Genomic DNA, 22,839 nt, shown 5'->3' with positions numbered 1-22,839 from the left:
GGGCGCTTGCCCCGGCTCTGGTTTCAGCGCGGGCGGTAGCCGCGCTGGCGGAACCGGGTGGCGGTGAACCATTGCTCGATCAGGGCAGGAACATCGGCCTGCGCCGCCGGCACGGCCGCCCCGCTTTCCGCGCCCGCAGGGTAGCCGTGGAAGCTGTTGCCGCTCCACGCATAGCGCGCGTGGCTGCCGGAGTTCCGAAACGCGCGGTACAGTGCGCCGGTGCCGCTGGTGTCGATAAACTGGTTGCCGCGCAGTTTCAGCACGTCACGCGTGCCCTTGTCGTGGCTTTCCAGCAGCGGCGTGGCGCCATTGGTCACGATCAGGTTGCCGCTGACGACGGCGTTGTCCAGCCCCGCCACCATGATGGCGCGCCGCTTGTCGTTCACGCTCAGGTTGCGCTCCACCACCACGTCCTCCGCCATGGCCTGCTGGCCCAATCCGTCCTTTCCGCAAGCGCAGAACAGCATCAAACCGCCCGCGTTGCCGTGGCTGTAGTTGGCGTAGATACGGGTGCCGCGCGTGCCCATGTCGGCATCGAAGGCCATGCCGTCGCCGGACTCGATCTCGGGCCGCAGCCGCACGCCGTGAACTTCGTTGTACTGGAACACGGCGCCGTCGGTGTTGATGGCCCACGCACCCGCGCTGTTGCCGGGTGAGCGCATCCAGATGTCGTAGAGCAGATTGGCTTCCACCAGCGGCGCCACCGCCGTGCGCACCACGATGCCGTCGCCGCCGATGTCATGGATCTTGTTGTTGCGGAAGACCAGCCGCGTGGACGGGTAAAACTCGCTTGCGGCCTGCGCTGCGGTCTCCTGCAAATAGCCGGGATTGTTTTTGTAAGGCGGGAAGTCGCCGCAGGGAGCGCCGCGCGGACGGCACATCCATGCCGAACGGTTGGACAGGCCTATGCCGTCCACATGGTAGATCTCGCTGTTTTCAACCAGCACGTCGTCAAAGTTGGTCTTCTTCTGCCGGACGCCCCGGCCTTCGTTGTCGCGCGTGACTTCGAACAGCATGCCGCCGGTGGCCTTGTAGGCCAGCGCGCGGCCCGGTTCGTCCTTCAGGTAGCCGCGCACATGGTGGACCAGCACGTCGTTGACGCGGTAGTGGTGGCCGGTGCCGAAGTCTTCCAGCTGCACCAGCAGGCCGAGGCGCCCGGCTTCTTCCAGTCCGTCGTTGCTCAGTTCCAGGCCGTTGATTTCCCAGTGTTCCACATTGAACAGATGCAGCGCGGCGCGGTTGAACTGACCGTCATCTGCGGTGCATAGCGTATGGTAGGGGCTCACGCCATCGGGCTGCTTGCTGGCTTCGGTCAGCGCCTGCTGCGGATCGCGACGCGACGAAAGACAGCCCGCCGCGATCGCGGGACGCGGCAGCGCAGTGTCGCCGTAGCTGTCCACCACGATGGGTGCGCCGGGCGCGCCCGAACTGCCCGCCATGGGGCGGAAACTGCCGTGGCAGGTGGCGCCGCGCTTGAACAGGATGCGCGTGCCGGGCTGGAAGCGGATGGCGTTCAGCTGCGCGAGGCTGTTCAGCGGCTGCCGCAAGCTGCCAACGCCAGCAGCGGCGGCCGAACAATCGATATGCAGCACGGGCGGCGTCTCCGCTGCCTGCGCCTGCGCGCCCCACGCCGCCAGCATCAATGCAAGTGTCGCAAACTTCATTGGTGATCCCTCAAAGAGCGCCCCACCGGGAGGCGGGGCCATATTAACGTTATTTTCCGCTTTCCACGCTGACGGCAACCGGCTCCGCGACGCGCTGCGCGGCTTCCTTCACGTAGCGCTCCCACGCTTCCGGCGTGGGGAAATCGGCGTTCTTGCTCCAGCCCGCGCCGAGGTAGTAGACAAAGGGCTTGCCCGGCTGCGCCTTGCCCACCGCCAGATACTGGCCTTCGTGCGGGGTGTGGCGGCCTTCCAGCAGCACCGCGCAGGCAGCGTTACCGTCCGCGCCGTGTGCCGGTTCCCAGTAGCTCATCCAGCCATTGCCCTGGCTGTAGCGCCCTTCCCCTTCGCGCTGCGCGATGCCGACGCCGATTTCCAGCGGCCCTTTGGCGGCGAAGCGGCTTTCCACGCGGCTGAAATTCGTGCCCGCGTCGATGGACACGCGGCGCAGCTCGGACACCTGGCGTCCGCCCGCATCCCACTGGTCATAGGTCAGCTCGAAGACGGCGCGCAGCGGGCCGTCCGCCAGCACTTTCCACTTGCTGAAGTTGGACGACGCCGGATGCAGCCGGCCGCCGTCGAACACGGCCAGGCCGCCGCAGCCGAGCGCCTTGCCAACTTTGTAGAAGTCCATGCCCTCGCCCCGGTCGGTGTGGTAGTCGCCGCTGGCGTACCATTTGTCCAGCACCAGCGCGCGGGTGCGCTTGGACCACACGTCCACGCCGGCGCTGACGAGCATCTCCTTGGGGTCGCGCATGATGGCCGGGCCGTAGACGCGGTGCGCGGTGCGGTCGTTCTCCCACGCGAAATCGTCCAGCCGCTCCGGCACAAAGCGGGCGTGGGCCTTGGCGTCCACCGGCGGCACGGCGGGCAGCGAGGCGCGCGGCAGCACAAGGTAGCGCCGCGTTTCTCCCGGCGCCAGCGTGGCCTGGAACAACACGTTCTTCTCCAGGCGCTGGCTGGCCACGATGCGCGACGTGGCCGCGTCCAACACGGCAACATCACCCGCCGCCAGCGGCGCCTCCACCGATTCATCCGCCCGGTGCAGGCTGCCGCCGTTGCGCACCACGACCACGCTGGACGGTGCGCTGTCCAGCAGCCGCATGCGGTAGATCTCGCTGCCCGCCATCAGGAAGGCGCCCACGCCGTAGACGTCGGTGGAGTTGGGGTCGTAGGATTTCGGGTCCGCGCCTATGGGCTGCACGTGGGTCAGCTTGCCGTCCGCGTTGACGTTGGCCACCAGCGCGTCCCAGGCCTTGACCGCTGCGGGGCCGAAGCGCGCGCGGTCCAGTATGCCCTGGTTGACGCCATAGGCCAGCGCGTAGGTGTACAAGCCGGTGCCGCTGCTTTCCTGCAGCGGGTAGCTGGCCGGGTCGAGCAGGCTGGCGCGCCAGGTGCCGTCGCTCTGCTGCAGCGTGAGCAGCTTGGCGGACATCTCGCTGAACTGCTGCACGAAGCGCGGACGGGATGGGTGATTCGCCGGCAGATATTGCAGCATGCGCACCAGGCCGCCCATTACCCAACCGTTGCCGCGTCCCCAGAACACCTTGCGGCCATTGGCTTCGCGCTTGCTGAAGTAGCGGCTGTCGCGGTAGTACAGGTGCTCCTCTTTATCGTACAGGTAGTCCGACGTGAGCCACCAGTTTTTCACCGCGAAGTCCAGGTAGCGCTGGTCGCCCGTCGCTGCGTACAGGCGCGCCCACGCGGGCGGCCCCATGAACAGCGCGTCGCACCACGCCCAGCGGTGCAGCACGCCCGGCGTTTCCCAGTACAGGCTGCCCTCGCGCGGGTTGTCCAGCATGTAGTCGAACTGGGCGCGCATGGGCGCAATCATCTTCGGCTCGCGCGTCTGCAAATACAGCTCGGCGTAGGTCTGGCCGACCACATAGTCGTCCGCGTGGTACATGCTCGGACCCAGCTTCCAGCGGTTGCGCTCGCCCATGGCGATCATGGCGTCCCGGTAGCGGCGCTCGCCGGAGACGCCGGCCAGCGCCATCATGCCCGCGTCGCCCACCGCCTGCGTCCAGTCGTCCTCGGGATAGGTGCTGGGATGGGCCAGCTGCCAGTCCGCCGCGCGCTGCATCACGTTCAGCACGGCGGCCGGGCTGGCCGCCGTGGCTTGGTCGGCTGCGCCGCGCACGGCCGTTGCCGCTTGGGCATGCGGGGCGGCCAGGGGCGCAGCCGCCAGCAAGGCCAGGCACAGGGCCGCGGACAGCGTGCGCTGCCGGGGAACGGGGGATGCGGTTTGCGTCATGAATGCTCCTTTTTTGTATGGACAGGAAATACGGTGTGTTAACGTTACCCAAGCCTTTCTGCAAATGCAATTCAATTCGTGCCCCACTGTGGTGAGAATCTGTGGTTTTTCGCGCATGGATATGAAATTTTCTTGTTATGGATAAAAATGACTGATATCGTTATCACATCAACACAGCCTGATTCGCTGTGTTTTTTAGGACGACGACTGATAACGTTCTCATAAATAAGGGAAGCCAGGCGCCCTGCAACTGGCAAGCACATGTTAAATTTCGACCGAGGAGAGTACATGAACACGAATAAACAGCATCCAGCCGGCGCCAAAGCCAAATTCGCAGTGCGGCCTGTTGTAGCAGCCGTCGCCCTGGCCATGGCCAGCCTGTCCCACGCCCAGCAAGCAGCGCCTGCCGGCAAGGAAGAAGTGAAACTGGAAACGGTGGTCGTCACCGCCAACAAGCGCGCCCAGAACCTGCAGGACGTGCCGATGGCAATCACCGTCCTGAACGACGCCGTCCTGCAGCGCAACAACGTGAAAGACTTCGACGACCTGCCCGCCCTGTCGCCGGCCCTGAGCGTCTCCTACAGCACCCAGCCGGGCAACTTCAGCATCAATATGCGTGGCATCGGCACCTATTCGCTGGGCATCGGCGTGGAGTCGGACGTATCGGTCATCATCGACGACGTGCCTTACGCCATGCAGGCCAACGCCTTCAAAGATTTGGCCGACGTGAACCGCATCGAAGTGCTGAAAGGCCCGCAAAGCACGCTGTTCGGCAAAAGCTCGATTGCCGGCGCGGTCAATATCAGCACCAAGCCTATCGACAGCATCTGGAAAACCAAGGCCTCCACCCTGCTGACCAGCGACGGCGAATGGCGCGCCAGCACCTCGGTCTCCGGCGCCCTGAGCGACACCGTGCGCATGCGCCTGGCGGCGGGCAAGACCAGCTTCGGCGGCGTGGTGAAAAACCTCTACGACGGCGGCAAGCTGAACGGTTCGCGCGACACCAACCTGTCCGGCAAGCTGGAATGGACCCCGGACGACAACTGGACCGTGGTGTTCTCGCCGCGCGCCAGCAAATTCACCAAAGCCTGCTGCGTACAGCCGTTCAACTCCATGTCGAACTTCGCCGGCGCGGTGTACAACCTGAACAACGGCACCACCTACGCGGCCGGCGGCTACATGCCCGCCTCCCAGGTACTGAAAGGCATCGTGCCCGGCCCGGACAATGTCTCGGTGCGCAACGACTACCCCGCCGGCGGCAAGGCACGCGACGTGGGCGCCGGCCTCAAGGTCAGCTATGCCTTCGGCGAGGACAGCGTGCTGGCCAAGCACACGCTGACCTCCGTCACCTCCTGGTCGCACTACAAGATGAACGACTACCAGGATGGCGACGCCACCGACAGCGACGTCCTGGGCAAAGCGCTGATCAGCAACAAGCTGATCGGCGTGAGCGGCGGCCTGTACCAGTACGGCCTGTTCGACGTGAAAGCCAAGACGCAGGAACTGCGCCTGACCTCGCCGGACAAGAGCAGCGTGCGCTACGTGGCCGGCCTGTGGTACGGCAAGAACGAACTGGCGCGCGAACTGACCCGCGCACCGGTCACCACCTACGTCACCGACTACGGCGCCACCGCCTACAACACCAACTACGCCATCTTCGGCCAGGGCAGCTTCGACCTGACGCCGCAGACCAGCGTGGTGGCAGGCCTGCGCTACAACAAGGAAGACACCGGCTACTCCTTCAGCCGCTACAACCCGCCGCCGGCCACCAGCCGCGTGTTGACCGAGTACTTCCACGGCGACGACACCGAGAAAAAAGCCACCGGCAAGATCGGCCTGGAACACCGCCTCGACCCGGCCACCATGGCCTACGCGACCTACTCCACCGGCCACAAAGGCAAGGCCTATGACCTGACCAGCTCCTTCAACGCGGCCATCGCCAAGACCCAGCCGGTGCCGGGCGAGGATGCCAAGAGCATCGAGGCCGGCGTGAAAATGAGCTTGCTGAACAACCGCATGTCGCTGGACCTGGCCGTGTTCCGCACCAACTTCACGGGCTTCCAGCAATCGGCCGGCTTCACCGACGCCGACGGCATTTTCCGCACCACGCTGCACAGCATCGGCGGCCTGCGCACCAGCGGCTTCGAGTCCGACCTGAACTGGCGCGTTTCGCGTGAACTGCTGCTCAATGGTTCCTTCGCCTACACCAAGGCCATCGTCACCAGCTTCGAGAACGGCCCTTGCTACAGCGTGCTCAATGCCGCCGGCACCGGCACCACTCCGGGCGGCAACTGCGCGGCCAATCCGAAGTACAACAACACCAACGTGGCCGACCTGGCTGGCAAAACCCTGCCCAACGCGCCGAAGTTCAAGCTGAACCTGGGCGGCCAGTACGACATCCTGACCGACCGCAGCTACAACGGCTTCGTCACCACGGCCTTCCGCTGGCAGAGCAAGACCCAGTTCAACCTGAACCAGGATCCGATGACCGAGCAAGGCGGCTACGGCATCGTCAACCTGGGCGCCGGCATCAAGGACAAGAAGGACGGCTTCAAGCTGAGCTTCATGGTCAACAACGTGTTCAACAAGTCCTACGCCACCGGCCTGGCCAACACCTGGGTGAACGGCACCTGGACCGCCAAGGCGCCGAATCCTGTGGCCATCGTCAACACCACCAGCTGGACGCCGGCCCGCGACTACCAGCGCTACTTCTCGGTCCGCGCCGACATGCAGTTCTGATGCGGCTATGATGTCGTGACGCTGTAAGAGTTTCACTCTCCGGGAGAGTTTCTCCCGCTGGGCGTACCGGTTATCCGTGTACGCCCTTTTTTGATAAGGAGACCGCCGTGCCGCAACACCGCCGCCGCTTCCTGGGCCAAGCACTGGCCGCAGGCTTGATGGGAACCATGCCGCCGCTGCTGCGCCAGGCGCTGGCCGTGCCCGCGCACCGCGACAGCGGCACGCTGCAGGACGTGCAGCACGTGGTGATCCTGATGCAGGAGAACCGCTCCTTCGACCACTATTTCGGCACCCTGCCCGGCGTGCGCGGCTTCGGCGACCGCTTCACCATTCCGCTCGCAGGCGGCCGCACCGTCTGGCAGCAGCACAATGGCCGCCGCACCGTCATGCCCTACCACCTGGACCAGGAAGCCGGCAACGCCCAGTGCGCGCTGGACCTGCCCCACACCTGGCCGGACGCGCAAGCCGCCTGGAACGAGGGCCGCATGGGCTACTGGCCCCGCTCCAAGACCGACGCCTCCATGGCCTACTACACGCGCAAGGAGCTGCCCTTCCAGTTCGCGCTGGCCGAGGCCTTCACCTTGTGCGACGCCTACCACTGCTCGCTGCAGGGCGGCACCAATCCCAACCGCCTGTATATGCTGACCGGCACCAACGACCCCACCGGCGCCTGCGGTGGCCCCGCCATCGACAACCGCATGGAAGGCCTGGGGCCGCCCGAACAGGGCTTCACCTGGACCACCTACGCGGAGCGCCTGGAACAGGCCGGCGTAAGCTGGAAGGTCTACCAGGACATGGACGACAACTACGACTGCAATCTGCTGACCGTGTTCCGCAGCTTCCGCGAAGCGCACCAGAGCCGTTCCAACGCGCTGGCCGAAAAAGGCCTGAGCACCAATTTGCGCAACGCGACCTTGCAAGGCCTGAAGGACGACGTGGTGGCGGGGCGCCTGCCGCAGGTAAGCTGGATCGTCCCGCCGCGCCTGTACTGCGAGCATCCGGGGCCGTCCACGCCGGTGCAGGGAGGCGCCTACACGCAGATGGTGCTGGAAGCGCTGCTGGCCGATCCCGCCGTGTGGAGCAAGACCGTGTTCCTGCAAATGTACGACGAGAACGACGCCTTCTTCGACCACGCCCCGCCGCCGGCCGCGCCCTCGCTCCAGCGCGACGGCAGCCGCGCCGGCAAATCCACCGTGGACTACACGGCCGAATGCCACTCGGTCAACTGGCTCTACGGCCTGGGGCCGCGCGTACCCATGCTGGTGATCTCCCCCTGGAGCAAGGGCGGCTGGGTCAATTCCCAGGTGTTCGACCACACCTCCATCCTGCGCTTCCTCGAGACGCGCTTCGGCGTGCTTGAGCCCAACATCAGCCCGTGGCGGCGCGCCGTCTGCGGCGACCTGACCAGCTGCTTCGACTTCCGCGCGCCGGACGCCGCACCGCCGCCGCTGGAGTCCCGCAGCAAAGCCTGGGCCGACGCCTGGCGCCGCGAACAGCGCGCGCGCGGCGGCATCGAGGTGCCTGCGGAAAGCAGCCAGGGCGCGCCGCGTCAGCCTGCGGGCGAGCGCCCTTCGCGCGCCTTGCCCTACCGCCTGGAGCTGAAGTCCGCCATCGCAGAAGGCGCGCAGCGCGCCGTGGCGCTGCAGTTCATCAACAGCGGCACGGCGGGCGCGGTCTTCCACGTGTACGACAAGCTGCACCTGGAACGCATTCCGCGCCGCTACACGGTGGAAGCGGGCAAATCGCTGCTGGACTTGTGGACACCCGCGCCGGCCGACCAGGGCAAGTACGACTTATGGGTGCTGGGACCGAACGGTTTCCACCGCCAGTTGCAGGGCACCGTCGATGCGGACGCGCTGGAGATGACGCTGGAAGCCTACGGCAACGGCCTGCGGCTAAGCTTGCGCAACGGCGGCGCGGCCGCGTGCGAGGTGGCGCTGCGCAAGCTGGCCTATGGCGCCGCGCCGGTGCAGCTGCGCACGCTCGATCCGGGCGAAAGCGTGCGCATCCTGCTGCCGCTGGAGGCGCAGCGCTACTGGTACGATTACAGCGTGCAGAGCGGCGGCTGGACGCGGCGCTTCGCGGGCCGGCTCGAGACCGGGCGCCACGGCGTCAGCGATCCTGAGATGGGGACGTGAAGTCCGCGCGCCGGAACAGCCGCAGCACGCCGTACCACAGGCCTGCTCCGGCCAGCGCCACCAGGCCGGCGGCCAGGAACATCAGGCGGAAGTCCCGGCCGCTCCAGTCCAGCGCGGCGCCCATGGCCAGCGTGAACACCATCGCCAGCAGCGCCGTCACGGACGCGGAAAACGCCGCCAGTTCGGAAAAGCGCGCGCGCGGCAGCAGCGACGGCAGCAGCGCGGCCGTGCCGGTGAGGAAGGCGCCGGCCAGCACGCCGTGCACCACGAACCAGATCAGGAAGGACGTGCGCCCCACCACCAGCAGCCAGGCGCCCAGCATGCACAGTGCATACAGCGTCAGCGCCGCGAAGCCCACCCGCAAGGGATGGACGCGGTCGGCCAGCCAGCCCAGCGGCAGCGCGAGCACGATGGAGATGCAATAGGTGAGCGCCACCGCGTGGCCGAAACTGCTGCGGTCCACGCCGAACTGGCTGATGGCGTTGTAGCTGTTGATATTCACCGGCAACAAACTGGTGGTGGCCATGCCCAGCGCCGCGAACAGCAGCACATAGAACCACGGCGCTTCGCCGCCGGGTGCGCGCAAGCGGCCCAGTCCCGGCGGCGCCGCCAGCGCGCTGGGCGGCGGAGATTCCGGTTCGCGCACGCAGGCGCACAGCAGGGCGAAGCCAGCCAGATAAACGCCAGCGATGGCCAGCATGACCTGGCGTGCCACCGATGGCAGGTCGTTGCCGAACACCACATAGAAAAAGGCCGCGCCGACCGCCAGGCTGACAATGCGGAACAGGCCGAAAAAGCGCCCCAGCATGGGCTTGGGCACGGTGTCGTTGACGAGGGCGATAAACAGGGCGTTGCTGGTGATGCTGAGCAGCTCGAACAGTGCCCAGAACACGCCCATGCAGGCGATCACCGTCTCGCGGCGGAATGCGGGGGCGATGCCGAACCAGGCCAGCAAGGCGTCCGCCAGCGCTTCGCTGTAGGCCAGCCCCACCAGGGCGCCGGACAGCAGCGGCGCGCCGCACAGCAAAAAGGGAATGCGCCGTCCGAGCCGGGTGCGCGTGCGGTCGCTCCAGGCGCCGACCAGGGGGCCGAACAGCAGCGACAGCATGGCGGGCAAGGCGCCGAACAGCACATTGAGCAGCACGGGATTCTGGCTGAACTCGCGCAGCTGGGCTTTCACCACTTCCTGCACCGCGCGCTCCTTGAGCGACCATGCCAGGTCGCCCATCAGGAGGAAGAAGTACAGCGGCAGCAGCGACACCAGGCCGGCAGCAAGCAGCGGCGGCGCTTGCCGCAAAAGGACTTTCTGGCCCACTCCACCTCCCCGCTTCCGGCGCTTCCGTGTTTTCACTATCCGCCGGACCTTCGGTACCGTGGCATGCTGATGACTTCTAGCATGCTAGCCGATTTGGACACTCAGCGGTAGCGGCCGGACGTGAAACTTACGGCGTTTTACACATCAAGATGCGGCGCAGTGTCTCGCCACAGCGTCAGCCCACAGCGTCACGCGGCGGCGTGCCGGGACTGCGCCGCCATGCCGCCGCTCCAATAGCTGCGCCAGCCGGCGTTGACACGCGCCAGCGCTTCCAGATAGTAGTAGTCGCCCCACAGATTGGCTTCGTCCACGCCGCGCCCTTCGGGGAAGCTGTACACGCCATGCAGCAGCAGGCCGCGGCCCGGACCCGGCGGCGCCGCGCAGCCGGCGGCCAGGCCTTGCAGCATATGCAGCGCCGTTTCGCGGTAATGCCGGCTGTGCGCGCCCGGCGGCAGCTGCTCGGCCAGTTCCAGCAGGCCGCACACGGCAATGGCGGAGGCGGAGCTGTCGCGCTGCTCGCCGCCGCGCCAGTCCAGCGCCAGATCCCATTGACATACGCCGTCTTCCGGCAGGTGCGCCAGCAAGTGGTCCGCCATGCGGCAGGCGGCGTCCAGCGCGCCCTGCTCCGGCGCGTGGCGGTGGTTCAGCGCCAGCCCGTAGACGCCCCAGGCCTGGCCGCGCGCCCAGCAGGAATCGCTGCCGTGGCCTTGCACGGTGCTGATGCGCAGCGCTTCGCCCGTGTGCAGGTCGATATGGCAGCTGTGCGCGCTGGAACCGTCCGGCCGCAGCAGCAGCGCCAGCGTGCGGGCCAGGTGGGAGCGCGCCGCGTCGCCGTAGCGCGCGTCGCCGGTCTGCGCGCTGGCCCAGTGCAGCAGGGGCAGATTCATCAGCGTGTCGATAATGATGCGGCCCTGGTCGCGCTGGTCGCTGCGGTCGCCTATCCGGCCCCAGGCCTGGATCACGCCGGCAGCAGGCAGGAAGCGCCGGGCAAGCACCTGCGCCGCGCCCAGCGCCAGTTCGCGGTGGCGCCCTTCGCCGGTAATGCCAAAGGCGGCCACCGACGGCCCGTACAGAAAGCCAAGATCGTGGTGGTCCAGGTCGGTGTGCAGCGCCACGCGGGAAGCAAAGCTCGGATGGTGGCTTTGCGCCCACTGCCTGAACACGCTGCGCCCGCTCAGTTCATGGGCCAGCCAGCCCATGCCGGTCCAGAAGCCGGTGGTCCAGCCCACGTTGGCGCCTTCCGGAAAGCCGGGCGCCCGGCGCGGGCGGTACACGCCGTCCGTGGCCGTATCGTCGGGAAAATCGGCGCCGTAGCCCACGGCGTGGCGCTCCAGCTGGTCCAGCGCAGCTGCCTGCGCGTCCTGGAACAGCCGGGACTGGATTGCGTTGACAGGTGTGTTGATCACATTGCCACCATGATGAGATATCGTTATCATATTAGTTCACAAAAAAGCGGCCGTCCATACCGGCCGCTGCGCGTCCTCAGGCCTGTTTGCGCGCCCGCGCCCTGCTCTTGCGCGCAGGCGCTTCCGGACCCGGCCCGGTCGACGCGCGGATGACGAATTCGCTGGGGAATTCAATGCGCTGGCGACGGCCAGGCTGGGACTGGATGCGGCGCATCAGCTCCTGCACGGCGGCCTGCGCCATTGGCGCGACCGGGTGGCGCAAGGTGGTCAGGCCCGGCTGCACCACGGCCGAACCGGCCATATCGTCGAAGCCGATCACCGACACGTCCTGAGGAATGCGCAGTTCCTTTTCGCGCAGCGCGCTCATGCAGCCCAGCGCCATGGCGTCGTTGGCGGCGAAGATGGCCGTCGGCGGTTCGGCCAGCGCCAGCAGCGTCCGCGCCGCATCCGCGCCGGACTGCTCGTTGAAGTCGCCCTGCACAATCAGCTCGGGGTCGCCTTCTATGCCTGCTTCCTGCAGCGCCGCGCGGTAGCCGCGCTCGCGCTCGTCGCTCTGGCCGGTGTAAGCGGTGCCGCGCACGAAGGCGATGCGGCGGTGCCCCAGTTCGATCAGGTGCGCCACCGCGTCGCGCGCGCCGTTGACGTTGTCGCCGCGCACCACCGGCAAGGTGGTCTCCTGCTTGCAGTAGTTAATCATGACGATGGGGCTGGTGCTCGCCTCCAGCGTGCGCAGGTAATCGTCGCTCATGCGCGGCAGCACGTAGATCAGGCCGTCCCACAAGCCGTGCAGCAGCTGGCTCAGGCGCTTGCCCTTGCCGTCGCCCAGGTCGCCCAGCGAGTTGTAGATGAACATGTCCATCTCGTACTTGCGCACTTCCTCGCTGATGGCGGTGACGAAACCGTTCACCACCGTGGAGGCGAGATCGTTGACGACCACACCGATCACATTGGTGCGGCCGCCTTTCATCATGCGCGCCAGCGCGTTCGGCGCGTAGCCCAGCTCCTGCGCGGCGGCTTGCACCTTGGCCCGGGTTTCCTCCGATGCATAGCCTTCGCCGCTCAGCGCGCGCGAGGCCGTCATCACTGAAACACCCGCTTTTTTGGCCACATCGACCAGGGTCACCGTCGATTTCTTCATTGCTGTCCTTTGGCTACTGATAACGATATCGGGCTTTTGGCCTCCACATCGGTTATTTTACCGGATTTGCAGTAAATACCACAGCACGGGCCGCAGGACAGGCAGTTGCCACTGCGTCAGCGCGCTATTTCGCCGCGCCGCGCGTCTGCATGCGGTGCAGCTCGCTGCCCGCCATCAGGAAGGCGCCCACGCCGTACACATCGGTGGAGCTGGCGTCGAAGGCCTTGGGGTCTTCGCCGATAGGCTGCACGTGGGTTAGCTTGCCGTCCGCGTCCACATTGGCCACCAGCGCGTCCCAGGCCTTGGCCACCGCCGGTGCGAAACGCGCGCGGTCCAGTATGCCCTCGTTGACGCCGTAGGCCAGAGCGTAGGTGTACAGGCCGGTGCCGCTGGTTTCCTGCAGCGGATAGCTGGCCGGGTCCAGCAGGCTGGCGCGCCACATGCCGTCGCGCTGCTGCAGCGTCAGCAGCTTTTCGGACATCTCGGTGAACTGCTGCACGAAGCGGGCGCGCGACGGATGATTGGCCGGCACGTATTGCAGCATGCGCACCAGGCCGCCCATCACCCAGCCATTGCCCCGGCCCCAGAACATCTTGCGGCCATTGGCTTCGCGCTGCTTGAAGAAGCGGCTGTCGCGGTAGTACAGGTGCTCTTCCTTGTCATACAGATAGTCGGAGGTGCGCCACCAGTTCGCCACCGCGAAGTCCAGGTAGCGGTGCTCGCCGGTGGCGGCGGCCAGGCGCGCCCAGGCAGGCGGCCCCATGAACAGCGAGTCGCACCAGGCCCAGCGGTGCAGCACGCCTGGCGTGATCCAGTTCAGGCTGCCTTCGCGCGGGTGGGCCAGCATGTAGTCGAACTGCGCGCGCATCGGGGCGATCATTTTCGCGTCGCGCAGCTGCAGATACAGCTCGGCGTAGGTCTGGCCGACCGCGTAGTCGTCCGCGTGGTACATGCTTGGGCCGAGCTTCCATTCATTGCGCTGGCCCATGGAGACCATGGCGTCGCGGTAGCGGGTGTCGGTAGCGATGCCGGCCAGCGCCATCATGCCCGCGTCGCCCACGGCCTGGGTCCAGTCGTCCTCGGGATAGGTGCTGGGGTGGGCCAGCTGCCAGTCCGCCACGCGCTGCATGACCGCGAGGGTGGCGGCGGGCGTGACGGCGCGCTGGGCCGCTGCGGCCGAGGCAGGCGCGGCGGCGGCTGCGTGCACCGCCGCCGGCGCGCCGGCCAGCAGCGCCAGGCCCAGGGTAGCGCCCAGCAGGCGGGCTGCGGACCGGGAAGGCAGGGTAGGTTTCATAGGGCGTCCTTTGTTGAGAGTTGGGAAGTGTTGAATCTGTTTTCCGCATCGCGGCAATGGTGCGTTAACGATACCACACACATTTCCGGCAATGCCAGCGTTTTTCTGCCGATTTCTTCGTTTGCACATTCGGACAACAAATTCGAAAGCGAAACTGGAAAATTCGATGGGTTAACGTTACCATCAATTCAATCAGTTTCACCATCGAACAGGAGAATGACCATGACACAAGCCCTCGATCTGGCCAGCCCGCAATGGGAAGCACTAGGCGGACAACACACGGCCCGGGAAATTGCGCAGCAGCCTGCGGTATGGCGCCAGCTGGCCGCCGCGCTGCTGAATGAAGAGAAAAGCGAAGCTGCCGGCATCTCCGCCGGCATTTCTGCAAGCAACCGCGCCCGCCTGCACGCGCTGCTGGCCGACCCGTCGGCGCAAGCCATCCTGACCGGCGCCGGCACCTCGTCCTTTATCGGCGAACTGGCGGCGGACGGCCTCAACGGCGCCTGGCCTGCGCAGGTGCGCGCCGTCGCCACCACCAGCCTGCTGAGCCACCCTGCCCTGTACCTGGCGGCAGACAAGCCCCTGCTGCTGGTATCGTTCGCACGCAGCGGCAACAGCCCGGAAAGCCAGGCCGTGGTGGACGTGGTGCGCGCCAAGGCGCCGGGCGCCCTGTTCCTGCACATCACCTGCAACGCCGAAGGTGCGCTGGCCCGCGACGGCGACGGCCGCAGCGACACCATCACCCTGCTGCTGCCGCCCGCCACCTGCGACCGCAGCTTTGCCATGACCAGCAGCTTTACCACCATGCTGCTGGCCGCCCTGTCGCTGCTGGAACCGGCGCCGCTGGCGCAGGCCGCGCGCCGCATCGAGTCCCTGGCGGTACTGGCGGACCGCTGGCTCGATACCTTCGCGGCCGAGTGGCGCGAGCTTGGCAGCCTGCCGCTGTCGCGCATCGTCTACCTGGGCGGCGCCGCGCTGGAAGGCCTGGCGCAGGAAGCGGCGCTCAAGGTGCTGGAGCTGACCGCAGGCCAGGTGCTGGCCATGCCCAACACGCCGCTGGGCTTCCGCCACGGCCCCAAATCCATGCTGAACCGGGACACGCTGGTGGTGCTGTTCCACAGCCAGGACGCCCACGCCCGCCTGTATGAACACGATCTGCTGGCCGAGCTGCGGCGCGACCAGGTGGCGGGCCACGTGGCCGCCCTCGACGGCTCCGCGCTGGGCGCGCCGGAAGACCTGTCCGACGCCTGGCTGGCCGCCGCCTACGTGTTGCTGGCGCAGACGCTGGCGCTGCACCAGTCGGTGCGCCTCGGCCTCACTCCGGACAACCCCTTCCCCGACGGCACCGTGAACCGCGTGGTGCAAGGCGTGACGGTCTATGCCCATGAAGCCATCTGACCATCCATCCGCCGGCTACACCTACGGCATCGACATCGGCGGCACCAAGATGGAACTGGTGGCGTGCGATGCGGAGCTGAACGTGCGCCTGCGCCGCCGCGTGCCCACGCCCGGCGGCGACTACGACACCTTCGTGAACGCGCTGGCGGCCCTGGTGCAGAGCGCCGACAAGGAACTGGGCATGCGCGCGCCGGTGGGCCTGGGCGTGCCCGGCATCGTCGACGCGGCCAGCGGCAAGCACCTCAGCGCCAACGTGCCGTGCCTGACCGGACGCCAGCTGCTGCCCGTGCTGCAAGCCATGCTGGACCGCCCCATCGCCATGGGCAACGACTGCCAATGCTTCGCGCTGTCGGAAGCCCACGGCGGCGCGGCGCAAGGCTACGCCAGCATGTTCGGCGTCATCATCGGCACCGGCGCGGGCGCCGGCTATGTGCTGGACGGCCAGCTGGTACGCGGCCGCAACGGCATCGCGGGCGAATGGGGCCACTGGCCCATAGGCCCGGACCTGCTGCAGCGCTACGAACTTCCGGTCTGGAACTGCGCCTGCGGCAGCAAGGCCTGCCTTGAATGCTACGTGTCCGGCACCGGCATGCGCCGCCTGCACCGGCACGCCACCGGCGGCGACGGAGCGGACGCGGAAACGCTGCTCGCGCTGCGCAGCGCGGGCGACCCGGTGGCGCAGCGCGTGGTGGCGCAGCACCTGGATCTGCTGGGCGCGGCCATCGCCCGCATCGTGCTGGCGTACGACCCGCACGCCATCGTGCTGGGCGGCGGCCTCTCTCGCATGCCCCACTTGTACGCGGAGCTGGGGCAAGCCGCCGGCGCCCACCTGCTGCCCGGCCTTGCCGTGCCCCCCATCCTGCCGCCCGTCTTTGGCGACGCCGGCGGCGCGCGCGGCGCGGCCCTGCTGGCGCGCCAGCCCAACCTCATAGCAAAGGAAAACTGATGTCCCATCTCCAAAACCTGATCCGCGAGCACCGCGCAGGCGCCGCCGCCGGCATCGCCAGCGTTTGCTGCAGCAACGCCGAAGTGCTGCAAGCCGCCATCGCCGTCGCACTGGAACACGGCGGCCCGCTGCTGGTGGAATCGACCTCGAACCAGGTCGACCAGTTCGGCGGCTACACCGGCATGCGCCCGGCGGACTTTGTCGCCTACGTGCGCGAGCTGGCCCGCGCGATGGACTTCCCGGCAGACCGCCTGATCCTGGGCGGCGACCACCTCGGCCCCAACACCTGGCAGCACCTGCCGCCAGCCGAAGCCATGGCGCATGCGCGCGCGCTGATCGCAGCCTACGTCGAAGCCGGCTTTGAAAAAATCCACCTCGATTGCAGCATGGCCTGCGCGGGCGACCCGTTCCCGCTGCCCGACGAGCTGGTGGCGGCGCGCTCCGCCGAGCTGGCCGAAGTAGCCGAACGCGCAGCAGCCAGCGCGGGCCTGCCGCCGCCGGTCTACGTGGTCGGCACCGAAGTGCCGGTACCTGGCGGCGAAGCATCGCTGGAAGGCGGCATCCAGGTCACGCGCCCGCAAGCGGCGGCCGCCACGCTGGAAGCGCACCGCCGGGCCTTCGCTCAGCGCGGCCTGGAAGCGGCATGGCAGCGCGTGATTGCGCTGGTGGTGCAGCCCGGCGTGGACTTCGACCACAGCACAGTGCGCCACTACGCGCCGGCAGAGGCGGTGGAACTGTCCGCCTTCATCCAGGACCATCCTGGCCTGGTGTACGAAGCCCACTCCACCGACTACCAGTCCGAGCACGCCCTGCACGCACTGGTGCGCGACCATTTCGCCATCCTCAAAGTGGGGCCGGCCGCCACCCATGCGCTGCGCGAGGCATGGTTCGCGCTGGCCGCCATCGAGGACGAACTGCTGCCCATCGAACAGCGCTCGCACTTCAAGGCCGTGCTGGAGCGCTGCATGCTGGAGCAGCCCGGCCACTGGACCAAACACTATCCGGGCACGCCCAGCCAGCAAGCCACGCTGCGCCGCTACGCGCTGTCCGACCGCAGCCGCTACTACTGGCCGGCGGAGCCGGTGCAGCAGGCGCTGGCCACGCTGAAAGCCAACCTGGACGCGCGCCCGCTGCCGCTGCCCCTGCTCAGCCAATACCTGCCGGAACAGGCGGAACTGGTGAACTCGGGGCAACTGGCCGCGCGCGCAGCGGACCTGGCGCGCCACAAAGTGGAACTGGTGCTGGCGCGCTATGCACGCGCGTGCCAGCGCAACACGGCGGAAGCGCCATGCTGAACTTCGCCCCCGCAAGCGGCGCCGCGCCGCACTACCACGGCAACACCACGGCGGGCTGCGAGGAACGCCGCCAGCAGATCCTGCACGCCTTGCGCGAGCAGGACAGCGTGCGCGTGCAGCGCCTGGCCCAGCGCCTCGGCGTCACGCCGGTGACGATACGCCTGGACCTGCGGGCGCTGGCCGACGCCGGCCTGGTGCTGCGCCAGCACGGCGGCGCGCGCCTGGCGCATTCCGCCCCTCCAGAGGCGCCGCTGGCGGAAAAACGCCTGCAGCACCGCGAGCGCAAGCAGCGCATCGCCGCGCGCGCAGCGGCGCTGGTTGCGCCCGGCGACAAGCTCATACTCGACGCGGGCAGCAGCACCCTGCAACTGGCGCGCCTGCTGCCCGCGCGCGGCACGCTGACGGTGTTCACCAACAGCCTGCCCATCGCCACCGAGCTGGCCCACTCCAGCGACATCGACCTCATCGTCTCCGGCGGCGTGCTGCGCCACGCTTCCCAGTCGCTGCAAGGCAAACATGCCGAGGCCAGCCTGGATGGCTATGTGTTCGACAAGCTCTTCCTGGGCGCCGACGGCATCGACACCGCCTTCGGCCTGTCCACCCACGACGCCGCCGACGCCAGCCTGAACGCGCGCATGGCGGCCTGCGCGCGCCAGGTGATCGTGCTGGCCGACGCGTCCAAATTCGGCCGCATCTGCCTGAACCGCATTTGCGCGCTCAAGCAAGTGGACACCATCGTCACGGACGCCAGCCTGGCGCCCGCCCTGCGCGAGCAGCTGGCGGCGCAGGGCGTCACCGTCATCGTCGCGGAGGACGGGCATGGAAGCTGATATGCTGGAAGGCCGCATCCTCACTCCCAACGGCTGGATACACGGGCGCCTGCACCACGGGCGCGACATTGTCGCCATCGAAGCCGACCACACCGCGCGCGGCGACCGCTGGATACTGCCCGGCTTTATCGACCTGCACGTGCACGGCGCGGGCGGCGTGGACATCATGCAGGGCGGCGACGCCGCGCAGACCGTGGCCCGGCTGCACGCGCGCCACGGCACCACCACGCTGCTCGCCACCACCATGACCGCTCCGCCCGCGGCGATAGAGCACGCGCTGCGCGGCGCCGGCGCGGCCATGGCCAGCCCCGCCCCGGATACGGCCCACATCGCAGGCGTGCACCTGGAAGGCCCCTTCCTCAACATCGGCCGCCTGGGCGCGCAGCCGCCGCTGGTCAAGCAAGGCACGCTGGAACAGGTGCAAGCCTGGAACGCGCTGGCGCCCATCCGCGTGCTGACGCTGGCGCCGGAAGTGGAAGGCCACCTGCAGCTCATCCCCGAGCTGTGCGGCATGGGCATCCGCGTGCAGGCGGGCCACAGCGCCGGCAGCTATGAAGACGGCGTGGCCGCGCTCAAAGCCGGCCTGGCCGGATTCACCCACCTGTTCAACGGCATGACAGGCTTGAACCAGTACGCGCCCGGCATCGTCGGCGCGGCGCTGGCGCACGGCGAATACGCCGAAATCATCCCCGACCTGCATCACGCCAAGCCGGGCGCGATACACGCCGCCCTGCGCGCCATCCCGCGCCTGTACGCGGTGACGGACGCCACCTCCGCCACCGGCATGCCGGACGGCGCCTACATGCTGGGCAGCCAGCACGTGATGAAATGCGCGGGCTGCGTGCGCCTGGCCACCGGCGACTCGCTGGCCGGCAGCGCGCTCACCATGGACCAGGCGCTGCGCAACCTGGTCGGCATCGGCCTGACGCTGGCCGACGCCAGCGACCGCGTGTCGCGCTTCCCGGCCGACTATCTCGGCATGCAGGACCGTGGCCGCCTCGCCCCCGGCACGCGCGCCGACATCGTCGTGCTCGACGACGAATTGCAACTACGTTCCGTGCTCCTGCACGGACGCCCCCTGGACCTCCAACAAGGAAAACACCATGCGCCCGTCCCCGCCTGAGAAACAAGCGACACACGCAAGCCAAACCCGCTACCTGCTGGCCGTGGCCGGCCTTGGCGGCCTGCTGTACGGTATCGACGTCGGCATCATCGCCGGCGCCCTGCCCTATCTGGAATCGTCCGCCGCGCAGCTGTGGAAGCTGTCGGCGCAGCAGCTCGGCTTCGTGGTGGCCGCCGTGCTGCTCGGCTCCGTGCTGTCCTCGCTGGCCGCAGGCGCGCTGGCGGACGCCATCGGCCGCAAAGCGGGCATGCTGGTGGCTGGCCTGCTGTTCTCGGCCAGCATTCCCATGATCGCGCTGGCCGACGGCTATGTGCCGCTGCTGCTGGGCCGCCTGCTGCAAGGCGTCAGCGGGGGCCTGATCGGCGTGATCGTGCCGCTCTACCTGGCCGAATCGCTGCCCGCCGCCGTACGCGGGCGCGGCACGGCGCTGTTCCAGCTGCTGCTCACCATAGGCCTGGTGGCGGCGGCGCTGATCGGGCTGGCCGTGGCACAGCAGGTGGAAGCCGTCGCGCAGACCAATCCCGCCGGCCTGCCCGCCATGCAGGACGCCGCCTGGCGCCGCATCTTCTGGCTTAGCCTGGCGCCGGGACTGCTGTTCTGCGCGGGCGTGCTGGGCCTGAGCGAATCGCCGCGCTGGCTGCTGGGGCGCGGACGCCGCGAGCAAGCCCTCGCCGCGCTGCGCCGCACCCGCACGCACGACGATGCCGACGCCGAACTGGCCGCCATCAGCGCGGCCGCCGGCAACGACGGCGCCGCCGGTGCCGCCGCCTCGGCCGCAGCAGCCGCCGACCAGGGCAGCCTGCTGCAGCGCCGCTTTGTGCTGCCCTTCCTGCTGGCCTGCCTGATCCTGGCCTGCAACCAGGCCACCGGCATGAACTCCGTGCTGGCCTACTCCGTCAACATCCTCGAACAAGGCGGCCTGGCGGGCTCGCAAGCCAACTGGGGCGACGTCGCGCTGAAGCTGGCCAACGCGCTGGTGACCGTGGCCGCCGTGGTGCTGGTGGACCGCAAGGGGCGCCGCTTCCTGTTGATGCTGGGCTGCGGCGGCATTATCGCCTCCCTGTGCGCCGCCGGCGCCCTGTTCCTCGCCATGGATAACGGCAAAGCCGACGTGCGCGCCGCGCTGGCTCCGCTGGCCAGGAACGAAGCGCTCGCGCTGGACGCACCCGCACTGCGCGCACTGGCCGGCAGCGACGCCTACCAGCTCGAGATCGCTTACAGCTACGGCCCGCTGACGCAAGTGCGCACGCTGCGCCCAGGCCAGGCGCTGAACATCGCCCCGCCCACCGACATCGACGGCGACAGCGCGCTCGGCGCCGCCTTCCGCGCCGTTCACCTGAATCCCTTCCCCGACATGAGCCTGGCCCAGGGCGCGCCGCTGGTGATCGAGCGTGCCCGCCTGGGCGCGCCGCCCACTGCCGCGCAAGGCTGGCTGCTGCTGGCCTGCCTGCTGGCGTTTGTGTCCAGCTTCGCGGTCGGCCCCGGCGTGTGCGTGTGGCTGGCGCTGTCCGAGCTGATGCCGAACCGCATCCGTTCCAATGGCATGAGTGTGGCGCTGCTGCTCAACCAGCTGGTCTCGACCTCCATCGCCGCCGTGTTCCTGCCCACCGTGGGCCAGCACGGCTACGCGCCCATGTTCTTCGCCTGGGCGGGCTGCACAGTGGTGTACTTCCTGGCCGCCGCCTTCCTGCTGCCTGAAACGCGCGGCAAGACGCTGGAAGAAATCGGCCGTTATTTCGAAGGCCGCGCCGGAGCCAACGCCGCGCGGACGGAGCACGTTGCCACCTACCCCACCGGAGACGCATCATGAAAAAACTGTTCGCCCTGATTCCCTTGCTGGCCGCAATGCAGGCCAACGCCAGCGTGATGACGATTTCGCTCAACGACATCGGCACCTTCGCCGCGCTCAGAAACAGCAACACCGCCAGCACCTACGCGGGCACCGGCTACCTGGGCATGTACAGCAACGCCTGGGGCCATGTGCTGGGCGTGGAACGCAGCAATTTGAGCCGCACCATCATGCAGGTCGATATCGCCGCACTGGCGGGCAAGAGCATTTCCAGCGCGGTGCTGTCGTTTGAACTCAAGGATGGAGAGACCGGCTCGCAGAACGGCACGCTGGTGGGCTTCGACGCCGACGCGAACGCAGGCAACCTGGCATATAGCTGGAACGCGCCCAGCACCAATTACGGATCTGTGGTGTCCACGCTGGCGGGCCGCGCGGTCAGCTACTTCGATGTCACCTCCCTGCTGGCGGCCAGCCTGGCAGCGCACGACAGCTGGTTCGGCATGCACCTGCGCGGCTCCACCGTGGCGCAATGGACGACGGCCAACAACGGCGCCTACGCGGCGGACCGCGCGGGCATGGTCCTGACCATTAATTATCTGGATGCGGTGACCGTGCCGGAGCCGGGCTCCTTGCTGCTGATGGGGGGCGGGCTGGCGGCGCTGTGCGCCTTGCGGCGCCGGCGGGTTACGCAGCTCCGCTGCTAACCCGCCCTACGAATGGGACGAATGGAGGACGAATGGCGGGCGAATGTCGGGCGAATGGTGAAGGTTTGGGCAACGTAGGGCGGGTTAGCGCGGCGCAGCCGCGCGTAACCCGCCGCGCCGGCGCCGCCTGCGGCCACAAAAAAAAAGGCTCTTCACGGATTGCTGTTGAGGGCATAGTAGAAATGAGAAAGCGGTGAAGAAAAGTTAGACTTGTTGTGCGACCAACAAAACTGAACTTTACCCACCGCTTTCATGCATGATAATAATCTCGAGCTCCCGTTCTGGGAAGGCTTCTCCATTTGGAATTTTGATCGACGCAGCGATGGCATCTGGATTTCGCTCGTGCCTGTTCCTGGTAACGATGCACGGTGTTCCAATTGTTCCGCGATATGCCCGCGCCTGCATGGGCGCTATTGGCGCACAGTACGGGACATGAGCTTGCTTGGTGAGCCGGTATGGTTGCAGGTCAATTTGCGCCGTGTCCGGTGTGCTGATTGCGGCACCTGCGCCGAGCAAATTGACTGGCTTGACCGCCATGCGCGAGTGACGCGCAGGCTGGCCCAATTTGTCGGCTTGTGGTGCGAGAAACTACCGGTCGCCCACGTTTGCCAGCTTACTGGCCTCCACTGGGAAACCGTGCGGCGAATCGAGCGAGCAAGGCTTATCGAACAATTGGCGACGATGCCTGCCGCGCAGCCCAGCAAGTTGGTCATGGACGAGTTTGCGCTATTCAAAGGGCATCGTTACGCCACGGTGGTTCTTGATGCCGACACACGGCAAGTACTCTGGGTTGGCGAAGGGCGCAGCCG

Annotated in this window: 16 protein-coding genes; 10 read left to right on the top strand and 6 right to left on the bottom strand. The window is 67.6% G+C overall.

Going from position 1 to position 22,839, the window contains the following annotated elements; translation table 11 throughout:
- Positions 1 to 23: 23 nt before the first annotated feature.
- Positions 24 to 1,664: a right-handed parallel beta-helix repeat-containing protein gene (locus GTP77_RS02030; protein WP_161070505.1), complete on the bottom strand. Its 1,641-nt coding sequence runs from the start codon at positions 1,662 to 1,664 to the stop codon at positions 24 to 26.
- Between the two features lie 49 nt (positions 1,665 to 1,713).
- Positions 1,714 to 3,915 carry a glycoside hydrolase family 88 protein gene (locus GTP77_RS02025; RefSeq protein WP_161070504.1) on the bottom strand — a complete coding sequence of 734 codons (2,202 nt, stop codon included), beginning with the start codon at positions 3,913 to 3,915 and terminating at the stop codon, positions 1,714 to 1,716.
- 288 nt (positions 3,916 to 4,203) lie between these two features.
- On the opposite strand from GTP77_RS02025, the gene GTP77_RS02020 reads away from it, so the two are divergent.
- Together GTP77_RS02020 and GTP77_RS02015 are read left to right on the top strand one after the other, a co-directional pair.
- Complete coding sequence (locus GTP77_RS02020) at positions 4,204 to 6,654, top strand: TonB-dependent receptor (RefSeq protein WP_161070503.1); 2,451 nt, start codon at positions 4,204 to 4,206, stop codon at positions 6,652 to 6,654.
- 158 nt (positions 6,655 to 6,812) lie between these two features.
- Positions 6,813 to 8,792: a phosphocholine-specific phospholipase C gene (locus GTP77_RS02015; RefSeq protein WP_161070777.1), complete on the top strand. Its 1,980-nt coding sequence runs from the start codon at positions 6,813 to 6,815 to the stop codon at positions 8,790 to 8,792.
- Here GTP77_RS02015 and GTP77_RS02010 read toward each other — a convergent pair.
- From GTP77_RS02010 to GTP77_RS01995, 4 genes are all read right to left on the bottom strand, one after another.
- Positions 8,767 to 10,107 (bottom strand): MFS transporter, encoded by a 1,341-nt coding sequence (locus tag GTP77_RS02010; RefSeq protein ID WP_161070502.1) that lies wholly within the window; start codon positions 10,105 to 10,107, stop codon positions 8,767 to 8,769. The genes GTP77_RS02015 and GTP77_RS02010 overlap by 26 nt on opposite strands.
- A gap of 188 nt (positions 10,108 to 10,295) precedes the next feature.
- On the bottom strand, positions 10,296 to 11,513 hold the full coding sequence (locus GTP77_RS02005; protein ID WP_223149290.1) for a glycoside hydrolase family 88 protein: 1,218 nt from the start codon (positions 11,511 to 11,513) through the stop codon (positions 10,296 to 10,298).
- A 76-nt stretch (positions 11,514 to 11,589) separates the two neighbouring features.
- A complete protein-coding gene (locus tag GTP77_RS02000; RefSeq protein WP_161070500.1) occupies positions 11,590 to 12,651 on the bottom strand; it encodes a LacI family DNA-binding transcriptional regulator in 1,062 nt (353 codons plus the stop codon).
- Between the two features lie 124 nt (positions 12,652 to 12,775).
- A complete protein-coding gene (locus GTP77_RS01995; RefSeq protein WP_161070499.1) occupies positions 12,776 to 13,945 on the bottom strand; it encodes a glycoside hydrolase family 88/105 protein in 1,170 nt (389 codons plus the stop codon).
- Between the two features lie 222 nt (positions 13,946 to 14,167).
- Here GTP77_RS01995 and GTP77_RS01990 point away from each other — a divergent pair, with 222 nt between their 5' ends.
- The 8 genes from GTP77_RS01990 to GTP77_RS01955 all read left to right on the top strand — a co-directional run.
- A complete protein-coding gene (locus GTP77_RS01990) occupies positions 14,168 to 15,343 on the top strand; it encodes an SIS domain-containing protein (protein ID WP_223149289.1) in 1,176 nt (391 codons plus the stop codon).
- Positions 15,330 to 16,289 (top strand): ROK family protein, encoded by a 960-nt coding sequence (locus GTP77_RS01985; RefSeq protein ID WP_161070497.1) that lies wholly within the window; start codon positions 15,330 to 15,332, stop codon positions 16,287 to 16,289. Before GTP77_RS01990 ends, GTP77_RS01985 begins: the two co-directional genes overlap by 14 nt.
- Positions 16,289 to 17,584 carry a D-tagatose-bisphosphate aldolase, class II, non-catalytic subunit gene (locus tag GTP77_RS01980; RefSeq protein WP_161070496.1) on the top strand — a complete coding sequence of 432 codons (1,296 nt, stop codon included), beginning with the start codon at positions 16,289 to 16,291 and terminating at the stop codon, positions 17,582 to 17,584. The genes GTP77_RS01985 and GTP77_RS01980 overlap by 1 nt, the downstream gene beginning before the upstream one ends.
- Positions 17,578 to 18,414 carry a DeoR/GlpR family DNA-binding transcription regulator gene (locus GTP77_RS01975; protein WP_161070495.1) on the top strand — a complete coding sequence of 279 codons (837 nt, stop codon included), beginning with the start codon at positions 17,578 to 17,580 and terminating at the stop codon, positions 18,412 to 18,414. The genes GTP77_RS01980 and GTP77_RS01975 overlap by 7 nt, the downstream gene beginning before the upstream one ends.
- Entirely contained in the window at positions 18,404 to 19,537 is a 1,134-nt protein-coding gene (locus GTP77_RS01970; RefSeq protein ID WP_229202043.1) for an N-acetylglucosamine-6-phosphate deacetylase, read from the top strand. The genes GTP77_RS01975 and GTP77_RS01970 overlap by 11 nt, the downstream gene beginning before the upstream one ends.
- Positions 19,518 to 21,347 (top strand): MFS transporter, encoded by a 1,830-nt coding sequence (locus GTP77_RS01965; RefSeq protein ID WP_161070494.1) that lies wholly within the window; start codon positions 19,518 to 19,520, stop codon positions 21,345 to 21,347. Before GTP77_RS01970 ends, GTP77_RS01965 begins: the two co-directional genes overlap by 20 nt.
- The gene (locus tag GTP77_RS01960) at positions 21,344 to 22,030 is read left to right on the top strand and encodes a PEP-CTERM sorting domain-containing protein (protein ID WP_161070493.1); all 687 of its coding nucleotides are present in this window, start codon (positions 21,344 to 21,346) and stop codon (positions 22,028 to 22,030) included. The genes GTP77_RS01965 and GTP77_RS01960 overlap by 4 nt, the downstream gene beginning before the upstream one ends.
- 252 nt (positions 22,031 to 22,282) lie before the next feature.
- Positions 22,283 to 22,839 (top strand): helix-turn-helix domain-containing protein (locus tag GTP77_RS01955; protein WP_161070492.1); only part of this gene is annotated, 557 nt, incomplete at its 3' end.

The organism is Pseudoduganella aquatica (assembly GCF_009857595.1).
Taxonomy (GTDB): Bacteria; Pseudomonadota; Gammaproteobacteria; order Burkholderiales; family Burkholderiaceae_D; genus Rugamonas; species Rugamonas aquatica_A.
The sequence above is the reverse complement of the archived record's forward strand: the minus strand, read 5'-3'. Positions and strand labels throughout refer to the sequence as shown.

Excerpts from the sequence above, each read along its gene's own strand:
- GTP77_RS02030 (WP_161070505.1), bottom strand. The coding sequence starts at position 1,664 with ATGAAGTTTGCGACACTTGCATTGATGCTGGCGGCGTGGGGCGCGCAG.
- GTP77_RS02025 (WP_161070504.1), bottom strand. The coding sequence starts at position 3,915 with ATGACGCAAACCGCATCCCCCGTTCCCCGGCAGCGCACGCTGTCCGCG.
- GTP77_RS02020 (WP_161070503.1), top strand. The coding sequence starts at position 4,204 with ATGAACACGAATAAACAGCATCCAGCCGGCGCCAAAGCCAAATTCGCA.
- GTP77_RS02015 (WP_161070777.1), top strand. The coding sequence starts at position 6,813 with ATGGGAACCATGCCGCCGCTGCTGCGCCAGGCGCTGGCCGTGCCCGCG.
- GTP77_RS02000 (WP_161070500.1), bottom strand. The coding sequence starts at position 12,651 with ATGAAGAAATCGACGGTGACCCTGGTCGATGTGGCCAAAAAAGCGGGT.
- GTP77_RS01995 (WP_161070499.1), bottom strand. The coding sequence starts at position 13,945 with ATGAAACCTACCCTGCCTTCCCGGTCCGCAGCCCGCCTGCTGGGCGCT.
- GTP77_RS01990 (WP_223149289.1), top strand. The coding sequence starts at position 14,168 with ATGACACAAGCCCTCGATCTGGCCAGCCCGCAATGGGAAGCACTAGGC.
- GTP77_RS01985 (WP_161070497.1), top strand. The coding sequence starts at position 15,330 with ATGAAGCCATCTGACCATCCATCCGCCGGCTACACCTACGGCATCGAC.
- GTP77_RS01980 (WP_161070496.1), top strand. The coding sequence starts at position 16,289 with ATGTCCCATCTCCAAAACCTGATCCGCGAGCACCGCGCAGGCGCCGCC.
- GTP77_RS01975 (WP_161070495.1), top strand. The coding sequence starts at position 17,578 with ATGCTGAACTTCGCCCCCGCAAGCGGCGCCGCGCCGCACTACCACGGC.
- GTP77_RS01970 (WP_229202043.1), top strand. The coding sequence starts at position 18,404 with ATGGAAGCTGATATGCTGGAAGGCCGCATCCTCACTCCCAACGGCTGG.
- GTP77_RS01965 (WP_161070494.1), top strand. The coding sequence starts at position 19,518 with ATGCGCCCGTCCCCGCCTGAGAAACAAGCGACACACGCAAGCCAAACC.
- GTP77_RS01960 (WP_161070493.1), top strand. The coding sequence starts at position 21,344 with ATGAAAAAACTGTTCGCCCTGATTCCCTTGCTGGCCGCAATGCAGGCC.